The sequence below is a fragment of the Bacillus sp. Je.9.29.b genome (assembly GCF_051129925.1).
GTDB classification, from domain to species: domain Bacteria; phylum Bacillota; class Bacilli; order Bacillales; family Bacillaceae; genus Bacillus; species Bacillus safensis.
This window is the reverse complement of record NZ_JBCPSO010000001.1, coordinates 447,994-461,253: the sequence shown is the minus strand read 5'-3', so window position 1 is coordinate 461,253 and position 13,260 is coordinate 447,994. Positions and strand designations below refer to the sequence as shown.

Here is a 13,260-nt window from a genome sequence, read left to right as displayed (position 1 = left end):
TGTTCTCTCCTCACCGTTTTTTATGTATCATATCATACCGTTTTCAGGTAAATCGCTTCTTTTATTGATATTACGAAATTCGTTTGATGTCACGTTCAGTTCTTCCTCTGAAACGATGCGCACATGAAGCTTTTGAAGCAAGTCTTTAATGGCTAATTGATTTTCTTTTAAACACGCGCGAATAAACGGCAGAGAGCGGCGGTGATAAAGCGCAAACAAAGGCTGTAATCTGCCCTGAACAAGCGGGATAATGGCATCTGCGTGCTCGCTGCAATAGGACGATAATACTTTCGCCGTTTCCTTCCGTATGAAAGGCATATCACATGCCGTTACTAAATACCATTCTGCCTCTTGCTTTTGCATCGCCGTATATATGCCGGCAAGCGGTCCGCATCCGCGCACCTCTTCATTATCTAACCACACACTTTGTTCACCTCTTGCTTTGAAAAAAGGAAGAAGCGATGGATGGCTGATGATAACCTTCTGCCCTTCTAAAAGCTGCTCTTTCACATGCTCATATAATGGTTTCCCTTGATACATATGACTTGCCTTTGGCTCTCCAAAGCGTCTGGAAGCTCCTCCAGCTAAAATTACATTCACTACGTGCATCCTCTAAGTCCTCCTTTGATATGGTTGTTCTAATCGCACTCCTTTCGCATACTTTATTGGTAACATGAATAAGGAGGGTCTATCGATGAACAGGCGCCATGCTTCTCCCCTATTCCATGATTTATCTCAAGAGAATTTATACTTAAAAGCTGAAACTGCCAAATATCAACAAATGATCTCTGATTTACAGTCCTCATATACGTATTCTAAAAATAAGAAGTTAACACAAGAATATCATGAGATGAAAAAGGATTTCACGCAATTAAAACAACAATTGGATGAAATGACCAATGATCAACACAGTGCTGCCTCAAAAATACAGGAACTCTCCTACAGCAAATCAGAATTATTACATAAAATTGTCCTTCTCCACGAGATGCTGCAAAAGGAAACCTATCATAGAAGAAAAGAAACCGAAGAAAAACACAGGCTGCATTTGAAAGTTGTCAAATATAAAGAAATCTCTCAACAATTAAATGAACGGATAGAGGATCAAGATAAACGACTTGCAAAAGAGGAGAAAAAAGGAAATACTTTATCCGCAGTGATTGAGAAGCTGCAGCAAACATTGAGCGATAAAAATGCAGAGTTTCATGTATTACAGGAAGGCGTCAGACACCTTCAAGAGCGTTTTTATGAAACACAAGAGAAATTGCTGCAAATAGAAAAAGCAAAAGAAGCGATTTTTTACGAAACGCTCACAAGCTATCAAAAACAGTTAGCAGAAAGCGAAGAATGGATCGCCTCTCATTTTGCTGATATTGACCAGTCAGCGCAAACAAATGCACAGCCATTCTCACGAGACCGCATCCTGCAAACGACAGAAGAAATCGAACCGATCTTGAAGAAACTCAACGAACAAGTTCAAACACTTCAGGAACAAGTCGATGCAGTGCAGCGTAACGGAGAGGTTATGACAGTCAAAATCGACAGCTTCAAAAAACAGCGTGATCACCTGCCCAAGGAACGCAAAATTGTCTATACAGTTGATCAAAAGAAGTAATTTTCGAAATAAAAAACTGCTGGCTTTTACGCCCAGCAGTTTTTTATTTATTCGTCTTCTGTTTGAATGTCGCCTTCTAAAATATACTGTCCGCGATAAGGCTTCTTCACTTCAGGGTACATTTTAATTAAGCTTTGCATAAACGTTGTCATATTTGGGATTTCAAGACCGCTCTCTTTTTCGATCTCTTTTTGAAGCTCTGAGCTTTTAATCGCTGCATTATGACGCTTTAACGTTTTAATCGCAGCTTCACGAAGCTTCGCTGCCTTAGAGCCAGGACGAGCTGTGCCTCTTCTGCGTCTTGTCGATCCTTCAGGAATACCTACAGGCGCACCGTTTAGCTGTCCTGTTCCTATAGATGACGATTGTGGTTGTGCTGGCTGCTGGTAGCTTCTCATTTCTTGCGCAGCAAGCTCAGCTAATACAGGCAGTGAATCCGTCTTTCTCTCTGTACGTACTTCTTTTTTTGTATCTGACACTAGACCTGTTCCTTGACGGTCTAATTCTCTTAATTTTGCATAAATCGCATCTCGCTCAATTTGATATTCACGGATGACCTTTACTTCTGCCTCGTTTAATTGTTCCAATCGTAAACGTAACGCTTCCCTCTCATTAAACAATGGATTTCCCCCTCATCATATAAAAAATATTCTATAGTAAATATTAGATTAGAAAACTAATTTTATCAACTATTTTTTTATCATTTTACAGTTTGCTAACAGATAGGTATTTTCAACTAAAATTTTGCCAAAGAGGAAAAATCGGCACCCATTTCATTGCCACTATAGGCTTTTGACAAACCTTAAAATATTGTAAAAAAATTGAATAAACGCTTATACTTCTTGATTTATATAGTTATTTACCTAACTGAAATTTCTTTTGTGCAAAAACGTTCTGAATAGTAAAAAGTTAAAATCTTTACATTTTCATTTCAAAACAAAAATGTAAATAGGTCGTTATACCTTTTTGTTTCAGGGATATTTTTTAATAAACTCCCTCATTTTCTCTTTTCTTAGGAATAACACCTACATAAAAGCTCGTCCAGTGCAATATGCCGCCTATTTTCGCCCATGAAAAAACCCCCATTTACGGGGGGAAAGCCTATTCTGCAGCCTTTTCAGACTCAGAAAGCACTCGATTGACACGTTTTTCAAGCATTTTCATTCCGCTTCCGCCGGCTTGGAAGTGGCGCAAAGCACCTGTTTTATCAAATACATAATATGCCGGTACATATTCGTTTTCAAAGGCTTCTGTTAAGTGATGATCACTGTCCACAAAGATTGGCTGCGTGATTTCATGCTCTTTCGCAACTTCTTTGATTTTTTCTAAATCTAGGTCATCCTCTGAACGAGGCATATGAACTGCCACAACGTTTAGTTGGTCCTTGTATTCATCACGGAATTGATTGACTTGAGGCATTGCCTCTTTACAAAGATGACAGCTGACTGACCAGAAATGAATCAATGTTGGTTTGTCACCAATCAAATCTTCTTTTGTTACTTCTCCATTTAACCATTCTTTTGCACCAGTTAGTTCTGGCATTGGTTGACGTAATTTCATTATGAAGCGCCTCCATCCATTGTATGTGTCGAAACAAAAAGGTCTAACATCAGTTAGACCCTCCTGTTTCTTCAGTTATCAATTAAAGTGTTTTTTGACCAGGTTTCCAGTTCGCTGGGCAAAGTCCACCAGTTTGTAATGCTTGAAGAACACGTAATGTCTCATCTACATCACGACCGATATTGTTGTGGAATACTGTTTGGTATTGAAGTTCGCCTTCTGGGTTAATGATGAATAAACCGCGAAGAGCAATTCCTTCTTCTTCAATTAAAACGCCGTATTCTCTAGATACTGTGTGGTTAGTATCAGCAGCTAACGGGTATTTTAATTCACCTAGACCATTGTCTTTACGGTCTGTATTGATCCAAGCAAGATGCGTGTGGATTGTATCAGTAGATACACCAATGATTTCTGCATCTAAATCTTCGAACTCGTCATAACGATCGCTCATTGCTGTAATTTCAGTTGGGCAAACAAATGTGAAATCCATTGGATAGAAGAAAAGAACTGTCCATTTGTCATTCTTCATGTTTTCCTCTAAACTTACTTTACCAAATTCCTTGTTAGCAAGTACTGCTTCCATTTCAAAACGTGGAGCTTGTTTTCCTACAAAACGCTCTGCCATATGTAAATCCCTCCAAAAAATAATATCTTTATACAGTCTTCTTAGCTGTATATAAAATGAGAATCAAAACTTAAAATTCTCATTTAGTTAATAACTTCACAATTACAATTATAATACTTATGCGATTTTTAGTCAATATTAATTAATAATAAATTTAATTAACGATTTGTCACAATTCCTGCTCTACTTATCAAAAGTTTAACATGACTTGCATAAGGGAACAAATGATTAGCTTCTCTTTTAGAGCATACATAGAAAGGTTTTGAAGATTATGAGAGCATTTCAACAAGTAGATTGGGTTTCCATTATCCTCAATAGCAGTATGATTTTGCTAAAATTTGTCGCCATTTTTGCCATTTACTTTATCATCAGAGCCATAGGAAACAAGATGATTAAGCGCGCCTATTCAACATTCGCTGAAAAGCATGAAGTCTCTTTATCAAGAGCTCAGACACTGCAAAGTCTGACGTTAAATATTTTCGCCTACTTATTGATTTTTATTCTAGTTGTGATGATCCTCGACTTATTTCATTATAACCCGACCGCTTTACTGGCAGGTGCAGGCGTTCTGGGACTTGCGATCGGTTTTGGCGCTCAAGGGTTAGTGAGTGATATTGTGACCGGATTCTTTATATTATTGGAAAAACAATTTGATGTAGGAGAATATATAACGGTCGCTGGCTTCGATGGGATTGTCGAACAAATTGGCCTAAGAACCACGCAGCTTCGAAGCTTTGACGGCACCCTTCATTTCATTCCAAATCGCAGCATACTGAATGTGAGCAATCATTCAAGAGGGACGATGCAGGCACTCGTTGATATTGAGCTGTCACCGGATGAAAATGTGGATCAGATGATCACAGCCCTCCAAGCTGCCTGTGATGAGGTACGGGAGGAAACTCCTCAAATTATCGAAGGTCCTCAAGTTGTCGGCGTGGAGGCGTTCGGCTCCTCTTCCCTTGTGCTGCGCATCATAGCGAAAACTGAAACAATGGAGCAATGGCGAGTGGAACGAATCTTGCGCAAAAAAATGAAAGAAGTACTCGATATAGAAAAAGAGCAAAAAGAACCGGGATCATAATCTACCGGTTCTTTTTCTTGTTTTATTGAACACGCTGTTCTACTTCTTGGCAAATTTCATCAGCCGTCATACCTGATGCTGTAATAACAGATGCCTTTGTTGTTGTGTCTGAAATGCCAAGAACATTTGAATCTAGTCCTGTGACGACATAACAGTCACACTGATCCATTTGCTGCTCATTTTGAATACGTACGACATCATACCCTTTTTGCTTCAATAGTTCTTCTACATCGGATAAAGATGGTTCTACACCAATTCTTGTCATAATCAAGAACACCTCCTGTTCATAAGGTGTACAGGAGGCAGCTCGATTATTCATTCGCCAGCTTGCTTTTTAAAATAAGCCGTCATGACATTCACAGCTGTTTCAATCGCGTTTTCATCAGGCTGGAGCTTTGCATGGTGCAGGCCGTATTCTGAATCGACCCCTAACCAAAACATAAAGCCGGGATACTTTTTCAGCATGTACCCAAAATCTTCTCCTGTCATGGCTTCTCTGCATTCAATCACATTTGCTAGCCCTTCTTCAGCTACATATGACATAAATTCCTCAGTCAAATCCTTTGAATTGTCCACTTCGTAATAAGATGAAGGGTATCGAACGGTTGCCTTGCATTCGTAGCCAATCTCAATACCTTTTGCCAATGCTTCAATTCTCTTTCTCACCTTGTCCATAGACTCTGGGGATAGTGTGCGAATGGTACCGTCAAGCTTTGCATGCTGCGCAATAATATTTTGAGCCGTTCCACCGGTAATTGTACCGACTGTAATGACCGCACTATCAAGGGGGTCGACATTACGCGAAATGACCGATTGCAGCTGACCTACAAGTGCACTTGCAGCAACAACCATATCATTTGCTAAATGAGGATACGCAGCGTGTCCTCCTTTTCCTTCAAGCTCAATCACAAGCTCACTCGTATTGGCAAATAACAAACCAGGCTTCGTAGCAATTGTTCCAACAGGGTATTCAGGTGCGATATGCAGCGCTGTAATAAAGTCTGGCGTCCATTTTTTCAATACATCACTTGCAAGCATCGGTTCAGCTCCGCCTGGACCTTCTTCTGCCGGCTGGAAGATAAATAATACATCTTCTTTTATCGGTTCATGAACGAAATGATCAATGATACCAAGTGCAATGGTCATATGAAGGTCATGTCCACATGCATGCATCTTTCCTTCATGCACAGATTCAAATGGATACCCTGTTTCCTCAGGAATAGACAGACCGTCCATATCTGCACGATAAGCAAATACGCGCGTTGGATTTGTTCCCTTCACTTTCACAAATAGCCCAGTTCGCCACGTTTCAATCTCAACTCGATCTTTTGAATAGGTACTAAGGTGCTGAATGAGATACGCTTGTGTTTTAAATTCTTGGAAACCAAGCTCAGGGATTTGGTGTAAATCTCTTCGAATGGATATTAATTGCTCACGATTTAACAAGTGAACTCGCTTCCTTTCTTCTATACGAATAAGACGTGGATATCTCATCCACGTCTTTGTCTTCAGCTGCGAATTATATGAATTAAAGCTGACGCAGTTCTTGTTTGATTTCAGTCTTACCTTTTGTTTTCTCATCGATGTCTTTGATTTTCTTTGCAGGTGTACCTGCTACAACTGTGTAAGGCTCTACATCGTTTACAACGATCGCACCAGCAGCTACTACTGCACCTTTACCAATTGTCACGCCTTCTAGAACAACAGCGTTCGCACCGATGACAACGTCATCTTCTACAACAACTGGTTTAGCAGACGGCGGCTCAATGACACCTGCAAGAACAGATCCAGCACCGATATGACAGTTCTTACCTACTGTCGCACGGCCGCCAAGCACCACGTTCATGTCAATCATCGTACCTTCGCCAATCACAGAACCGATATTAATAGAAGCACCCATCATAATGACTGCATTATCACCGATTTCAACTTGATCACGAATGATTGCCCCTGGTTCAATACGGGCTTTAATGTTTTTCAAATCTAACATCGGAATTGCAGAGTTGCGGCGGTCATTTTCCACGACAACATCTTCAATTTTGTCTTTGTTAGATGCTAGCGCTTCTTGAATTTCGCTCCACTCACCGAAAACAACTCCAGTGTTTCCTGTGATGAATGTTTTTGCATGTTCACCAAACTCAATACCTTCTAAGTCACCTTTGATATAGACTTTGACAGGTGTTGATTTTGTACTATTTTGAATAAATGAAATAATTTCATTAGCGTCCATTTGTTTCATGTATGTATGTCCTCCTCTTAATTTATACTTCATTACTGTACCAAAGGAGTGTTTTAATGACAAGTGTTAGAGTCATCTCCGCAATGGAAAATAAAACAAGCGGGACCGATTATCCCGCTTCTTGCTGGTGAAGCTGAACAAATTGTCTGCCAAAAGAAATTAATTCGTCTTCCTCCTCCCCTTCTGGATTAAGCTCAATCTTAACTGAGGGCAGGACAATGTCACCGCCAAGCTCCTTCACTTTTTCTTCGATTAAGTCAACAGCTCCGCAAAAATGTTCGTAAGATGTATCGCCAGAACCAAATACTGCAAATGCTTTTCCCGTTAAATCAAGCTCTTCCATTTCTTCATATAAATCAATAAAATCATCCGGAAGATCGCCATCTCCCCATGTATACGCCCCTAACATAATGTGCGAGTATTCATTAAGCAGCTCGGCATCAATATCCATCGCTTCATGCCGGTCCACGCTGGCTCCTGCTTCCGTTAACCCTTTTTCAATTAAATCTGCCATCGCTTCTGTATTTCCAGACATCGTGGCATATACCAATAAAACCTTTTCTGTCACTTTTTCTTCCTCCTTATCAATGAATCAATGCAGGCTCCTCATATGGCCTGACAAACTTACTTTCATATAAACCCGCACAGAAAAAGTTTTCGTTTTGATTGGCTACACGAAAACCGTGTCCTTTGATCGTATCAAACCATTTGAGCTCTTTTTGCTCAATATCAAGCTGATACACTTTAGAAAATCCGTGTTCATCTTGTGAGGTGGTCACATACACAATGCCATTATCCTCAGACACATCCAAAAATGATTCTTCTTTAGCAAAGGCCTGTGATTGAATATCATGCAGAATATTTGTATGTAAATCTAAAATTTGAACAGATCCTTTTTTGCCTTTTTTTGAACCTAATGCACAAACAAGAAGATGTTCATGACAGAGCAGCATAGAAGCTGTCATTCGGTGCTCCTCTCTGTTTAGAAGAAAAACCTGTTCACTTTGCAAGTCATACACCCATATTCCTCCGTGAACCTCATGAATCTGTGTTCCAATATAAAGATGGTCACCTGCAGCACATAAAGAACGAATGACCGGCGGATGATTCACATGAGCAAACGGCTTCATAATTTCCCAGGAAATTCCGAAATCATTTGACACATAGATACTATGTTTTCCATGCGCACATACAAACCCATCTTTACGTCCTGTAATAGACCAAACGACTGCATTTGTTGGGAATGAAGATAACGCCCATGTGTTGCCTTCATCTCCTGATCTAATTACTGTGCCATTTTCACCAACACCGAATAAATAAGGGCCAATATAGCTGATCGCATGGATTTTATGCTTGAGCTTAAACAGCTGCTGCCATCCGCTCTCCACATTATAGTGAAAAATACCTTCACGTTTTACAGCAACAAAGTATCCACCACTTTTAGATGCTGCAACGGCTGTTGCTCCTTTATGAAACATGATTTTCAACTCGTTTCTCAGATAAAGCAGCCCACGTTAAAAAGCTCGCTGCAAATTCCTGACAGCACGCCACATCTTCATCTGTATCCGGTGCAAGCTCCATTTTTAATGTTTCAGGAAAAACAGAGGCACCCGTTGATTTCAGCATGTCATGGAATGTATGGACAGCCTCGCAAAACTTTGGATAGCTGTAATCACCCGATCCAAAGACAGCTGCTTTGATGTGACGAAGTTCCAGCGTAGAGACCTCTTCATAAAAATCCTCAGCTTCATATGGCAAATCTCCATCACCCCAAGTGTAAGAACCAATGAATACGTAATCGTATGAGGAAAGGTCTTCAGCATTCGTATCATCAAACTCCATCATCTCTGTATCGATCCCTTTTCCTTCAAGTGTTTGCTTTAAGATCGCTGCCATATCTTCCGTATTTCCAGACATACTCGCAAATGCAATTAGTGCTTTCATCTATCGGTCACCTCATCTAAATGATAATCATTTTCAATTATTATATGTACACTTTAAATGATAATGATTTTCATTGTCAAATGATTTCATAAAAAAAAGTACCTCCTAATTCTAAGAAGGTACTTACACGGCATCATTCTCAAGCATTTCTTTAACCACACCAACAAATGCTTGTACCTGTTTTAACTGAAAAGACGCTTCATAGCCTAGCAGCCATGTGTCACGGCCGATTTGCTCTCCGTTCACATCAACAAGCGGTGTTTTATAAACACTTTTTTCGTGGTCATATAAGGTAACAGAAGGCAAAATGGCGTAGCCGATGCCGTGGTAGGCCATTTGTTTACATGTTTCAATTTGGTCTACTAAAATCGTCTGCTTTGGAGACACTTTAAACTTTTGGTGCCACCAGTGCTGGATTTCCTGATAATACGTGCTGTCGCTTTTAAATTGGATAAATGGCCGCTCTGTCTTGATTAATTCATCTACGTCCTTGATCACGGAATCGACTAAATATAAATGATCTGTCATCAAGTATTCCTTTGTCCCCTTCCAATCAGGGTTTCCGCGAATGATTCCTATGTGCACGTGGTCTTCATACAAGCTTTTGAGCATTTCACTGCTCCAGCCAGTAACGAGTGATACTTTGGCATTTGGATATTTTTCAACATACCGTTTTAACACCTTTGGCAGCCAGTGCTGTCCAATAATCGACGCCACCGCAAGCTTGAGTGTACCGTGAATATCACCCTCAAGTTCATCAATTCGCTCTCTCACTCGATCCTGTTCAACCGTCACCTCTTTTGCAAATTGAATAATCTGTTCACCTGCCGAGGTCACAGTCAGCCCCTTTTGTGAACGAAAAAAGATTTTGGTTCCCCATTCCTTTTCGATCGTCTGCAATCTTTGAGATAATGCAGGCTGAGAGACAAAGAGCCGCTCTGAAGCCTTTCTCATATTCAATTCTTCACTTAGCACAACAAGCATATGTAACTCCTGAAGCTGCATGGGCGTCCCCTTTCTCTCTATAAGTTTTTCTTATTTTATATGCTCATTATATAAATTTTAACTTATGAAGGCAAAAAAAATAAGCTGGGCTGCAGCTCATTTTTTTGCGGAATGAATGACCTCATTTAAGCGCTTTAATACAACTCGTCGAGTAAAAATGCCTTCAAAGACCTGCTCCTCATTTTCTACACAAACAAATCCATTATTCGTCACAGCGTGAACGCCTTTTAGTACAGGATCTGTTGTTTTAAGTCTCGGAATATCCTTCAGCATGACTTCTTCAACCTTCAACTGATCGAGCTTCTCGAATTCGATTCGTTCTAAACCGAAGATTTTATCCATAATCATATTCGTTCCAATTAACCCGTGTAAATGATAAGAAGCGTCTAATACCGGTATAGCTGTATATCCTGTTTTTGTTAGAACCAATAGGGCATGCTCAAGGTTATTTCCAATTTGAACATGTGCGACTTTATCTGCATCAATCATATGCTCGGCTACTGTGGACTCAAGCAATTGAGTCGGTTCTATCTCTATCATGTTTCTTCGACCCCTTTTCTCTCAATCATCAATCATACATTCCCCATTACGATTAAGCATAAACTAAAACGAATTTTGTCGAAAGATTTTTTCTGCATAAAAAAGATACTCAGCCCCCGAGTATCTAATAGAATGTTAAACCAATATTAATTCTCAAACCTTACTCTGTCATACAATGTGATCAATTGCTTATACGTATTGTCGTCGACATTTTTTGTTCCACATTCTATATCATTGATCTCACTGCTTAGTAATTCGACAGCATATTCCTGATTCAGCAATACGTTTAATAATAGCTTTTTCTCTTCTTCATTAAAACGATTTTCGATGACGCTCATTCAACATCAGGCCCCCTGTTTCATATATGCTTTTATATTGATTAGCAGGCTTTTGAATGTCTGCTTCCTCTCTATACAGCTAGAATAAGGAACTAGAATCGAATCGTCAACCGCACGTTTCGACAAGGTTTGGAGAAAAATGACGGAATTTATTTTGTGTATCGATTGGCATAGCAAAATGCTGCATATGAGTCGGGTTTTATTTTTGCTTCAATTCCCATAGCTGTGATCATTCCGGTCATTTCCTGAATCAGCTCTTTCGTACTTCCTTTTTTGCCAATATCCAGATGGGCTTCAAAACGAAGGTCTGCCCCTTCCTCAGCAAACGGAAGAAGCAAATCCATCAGTTCTGTTAAAGGCCCCTCAAGGATGTCTGCACATACCTTTTGGCTAAACGCTGTCTCTAATGAAATTTTTTCTCTAAGACTTTGCACAGGCCTCTTGATCACTTGTTGTGTGAGACAGCCCCATGCTCCTTTGCCAATCCGGTGGAGATGAATTGCAGTCATAAATGTTGTGACATTTTGATTGACCTGAGAGTCCGTACCAATTGATAACACATAGGCGGATCTAGGGTCTTTTCGTATAAAGTCTTTCATTCTCATGACGACATCAGAAAACGCTAAATAGTCTTCAGAAAGATTGTAGAAAAAAGAATCACTCACAGAAAGGAACTCCTTTTTAATGGTCTCTTATCCGAAAAATGCGCTGATTGATCATCTTCCATTTGTACATATCATCTATGATGATCCATGTATGCTGCCGCAATAAACGAAGGAATCCTCAGAAAAAACATTTCATACGATTCAGCTTAGGATTGTAGAAGCTCAAAAATCTCAATCGAAATCATATCAATGTTGTCAAATGGGAAAGTATTTGGCTTATCCCCTTGTTGAAAAACAGTCAATTCAAACGTTTGATTCTTTTCGAAATACTTAACACTACAGATTTTCTCACCGTTCACTTCGAAATAACGCTGTGCCGGCTCGTTTGCAGCTTCTGCTGTCTCTTGAAGACTTTGCAGCCTTGTAATGATACCCATTAATTGTGACATTCTAAAAAAAGACTCCTTTCAAAAAAACAACTCAAGATGAACCCGTATTGATTATACACAAGTCCTACAAAGCATCATACCATAAAGTGTTCTCAGATGATATTTTTCCTCTTGAATTCAAAAAAAGAAAAAGAATCTGTTTTTTTAGTTTGAGTCTTTTTTCTCATCTCATGCACCATGATTTTTATAACCCAGCAGATCTCATCAGCCGTTTCGCAATTTCATCAAAATCCTCTTTTGAAATGCCTGGAGCAAACTCTTCCGGTAATTCTCTATAATCTGGCACAGGTGCACCTTGCGGGGTGCCCTCAATGACTGTCAGCGGCTTTCCATCAATCGGATGGCTCCCTTTCCAAATTTTATTAATATCCTTGTAATCCGTATCACTAAATGTATACAGCTTTGTATGAACATTCTGATCTTCAAATTTTCTCGCTGAGTCAAAGTATTTGTTGTCGAGGTTTGGGATTGGCAACATCTTCCCCACATCTACTCCTGTAGCGACTTCAAGTGCCTTTGCATATGCCACAATATGCACGCCGCCCCTGACAAGTAAATAACCGATCATCTCTCTTGCTGTAGGATGGTCCGTCATTTCATATACGCGCATTTTGTGCGTACGTGCTCCGCATTCAAGAAAGAAATTATGGAGAAGATCAAGAATGAGGTTGCCACTTGAGAACACATTCTCTCCGGTCCAAGGTTTTGCCATTGAATCAAACGGATAGCCTGTTTGGGCTGTTTGAATAAAATGCTGTGTATTTCGTTTATCGACAGCTGCCTTCATCGGCGTCGTATCTGGGTCCCCGCCATGGGTGGTTCCTGTAATCATGAGATTGATGGCTGTGGTTACAAGCTCAACATGACCGAATTCTTCAGCCGTAATACTGGATACGAGGTCATAAAACGGTTTAAGTTTTCGTTTTCCTCTAAAGTTAAAGGATTGAAACATGTAATTATTTAATGTGGACATTTCACCGAATTTTCCGCCGAGTAATTCTTGCACAGCAGCGGCACCATTTGCATCTGGGTGATCTGGCCTTGGCAAATCAATGAGCAGCCGCGTGTCACGTTTGATCATGATGTTTCCCTCCTACCGTCTAACTATCATCACTTAAGATGTATGGAAGGTTTGGGCTGTCCTATGCATGAAGGGAAAGATTGAAGCACAAAAAAAACTTGGCGGGGGTAGCGCCAAGTTTTTTGGATCTTGATCTGATAGAGGGGTTGGGGAACAGAGAGTAGCTTCTCTCTATAACTAA

The 13,260-nt window shown here is 40.0% G+C and carries 18 protein-coding genes; 2 read left to right on the top strand and 16 right to left on the bottom strand.

The features are described 5' to 3' along the window. Positions 1-27: 27 nt before the first annotated feature. On the bottom strand, positions 28-609 hold the full coding sequence (locus AAZR19_RS02445; RefSeq protein WP_202739114.1) for a molybdenum cofactor guanylyltransferase: 582 nt from the start codon (positions 607-609) through the stop codon (positions 28-30). Positions 610-694: 85 nt separating this feature from the next. On the opposite strand from AAZR19_RS02445, the gene AAZR19_RS02440 reads away from it, so the two are divergent. After that, positions 695-1,612 (top strand): sigmaE regulated sporulation protein, encoded by a 918-nt coding sequence (locus tag AAZR19_RS02440; RefSeq protein WP_434702212.1) that lies wholly within the window; start codon positions 695-697, stop codon positions 1,610-1,612. 47 nt (positions 1,613-1,659) lie between these two features. Here AAZR19_RS02440 and rok read toward each other — a convergent pair whose 3' ends face one another. The 3 genes from rok to ahpA form a co-directional block, all read right to left on the bottom strand. Further along, on the bottom strand, positions 1,660-2,232 hold the full coding sequence (gene rok / locus AAZR19_RS02435; protein ID WP_041108810.1) for a transcriptional regulator Rok: 573 nt from the start codon (positions 2,230-2,232) through the stop codon (positions 1,660-1,662). Between the two features lie 481 nt (positions 2,233-2,713). Next, positions 2,714-3,172, bottom strand: coding sequence for a TlpA family protein disulfide reductase (locus tag AAZR19_RS02430; RefSeq protein ID WP_024424727.1), 459 nt, complete (start codon positions 3,170-3,172; stop codon positions 2,714-2,716). Positions 3,173-3,254: 82 nt separating this feature from the next. After that, positions 3,255-3,797, bottom strand: a complete 543-nt coding sequence (ahpA, locus tag AAZR19_RS02425; protein ID WP_003211758.1) for a biofilm-specific peroxidase AhpA — start codon at positions 3,795-3,797, stop codon at positions 3,255-3,257. A gap of 271 nt (positions 3,798-4,068) precedes the next feature. On the opposite strand from ahpA, the gene AAZR19_RS02420 reads away from it, so the two are divergent. Then, complete coding sequence (locus AAZR19_RS02420) at positions 4,069-4,878, top strand: mechanosensitive ion channel family protein (RefSeq protein WP_434702209.1); 810 nt, start codon at positions 4,069-4,071, stop codon at positions 4,876-4,878. 22 nt (positions 4,879-4,900) lie between these two features. On the opposite strand, the gene AAZR19_RS02415 is transcribed toward AAZR19_RS02420, so the two are convergent. From AAZR19_RS02415 to AAZR19_RS02360, 12 genes are all read right to left on the bottom strand, one after another. Then, a complete protein-coding gene (locus AAZR19_RS02415) occupies positions 4,901-5,143 on the bottom strand; it encodes a YkuS family protein (RefSeq protein WP_003211408.1) in 243 nt (80 codons plus the stop codon). 50 nt (positions 5,144-5,193) lie between these two features. Then, positions 5,194-6,372, bottom strand: a complete 1,179-nt coding sequence (locus AAZR19_RS02410) for an N-acetyldiaminopimelate deacetylase (protein WP_075622950.1) — start codon at positions 6,370-6,372, stop codon at positions 5,194-5,196. A gap of 34 nt (positions 6,373-6,406) precedes the next feature. Further along, positions 6,407-7,117: a 2,3,4,5-tetrahydropyridine-2,6-dicarboxylate N-acetyltransferase gene (gene dapD / locus AAZR19_RS02405; protein WP_008347987.1), complete on the bottom strand. Its 711-nt coding sequence runs from the start codon at positions 7,115-7,117 to the stop codon at positions 6,407-6,409. Between the two features lie 109 nt (positions 7,118-7,226). Then, positions 7,227-7,685 (bottom strand): flavodoxin, encoded by a 459-nt coding sequence (locus AAZR19_RS02400; RefSeq protein ID WP_080769534.1) that lies wholly within the window; start codon positions 7,683-7,685, stop codon positions 7,227-7,229. A 16-nt stretch (positions 7,686-7,701) separates the two neighbouring features. After that, entirely contained in the window at positions 7,702-8,595 is an 894-nt protein-coding gene (locus AAZR19_RS02395; protein WP_041108804.1) for a WD40/YVTN/BNR-like repeat-containing protein, read from the bottom strand. Next, positions 8,585-9,061, bottom strand: a complete 477-nt coding sequence (locus tag AAZR19_RS02390) for a flavodoxin (RefSeq protein ID WP_041108802.1) — start codon at positions 9,059-9,061, stop codon at positions 8,585-8,587. The genes AAZR19_RS02395 and AAZR19_RS02390 overlap by 11 nt, the downstream gene beginning before the upstream one ends. 123 nt (positions 9,062-9,184) lie before the next feature. Then, positions 9,185-10,066, bottom strand: a complete 882-nt coding sequence (locus AAZR19_RS02385; protein ID WP_024424721.1) for a LysR family transcriptional regulator — start codon at positions 10,064-10,066, stop codon at positions 9,185-9,187. 96 nt (positions 10,067-10,162) lie between these two features. Next, on the bottom strand, positions 10,163-10,606 hold the full coding sequence (gene cbpB / locus AAZR19_RS02380; RefSeq protein WP_024424720.1) for a cyclic-di-AMP-binding protein CbpB: 444 nt from the start codon (positions 10,604-10,606) through the stop codon (positions 10,163-10,165). Between the two features lie 146 nt (positions 10,607-10,752). Further along, positions 10,753-10,944 (bottom strand): antirepressor AbbA, encoded by a 192-nt coding sequence (gene abbA, locus AAZR19_RS02375; protein WP_003210802.1) that lies wholly within the window; start codon positions 10,942-10,944, stop codon positions 10,753-10,755. Positions 10,945-11,093: 149 nt separating this feature from the next. After that, positions 11,094-11,609, bottom strand: coding sequence for a ribonuclease H-like YkuK family protein (locus tag AAZR19_RS02370; protein ID WP_048238789.1), 516 nt, complete (start codon positions 11,607-11,609; stop codon positions 11,094-11,096). A gap of 146 nt (positions 11,610-11,755) precedes the next feature. Further along, positions 11,756-11,998, bottom strand: coding sequence for a YkuJ family protein (locus AAZR19_RS02365; RefSeq protein ID WP_003212254.1), 243 nt, complete (start codon positions 11,996-11,998; stop codon positions 11,756-11,758). Positions 11,999-12,182: 184 nt separating this feature from the next. Further along, positions 12,183-13,079: a manganese catalase family protein gene (locus AAZR19_RS02360; RefSeq protein WP_024424718.1), complete on the bottom strand. Its 897-nt coding sequence runs from the start codon at positions 13,077-13,079 to the stop codon at positions 12,183-12,185. Positions 13,080-13,260: the final 181 nt, after the last annotated feature.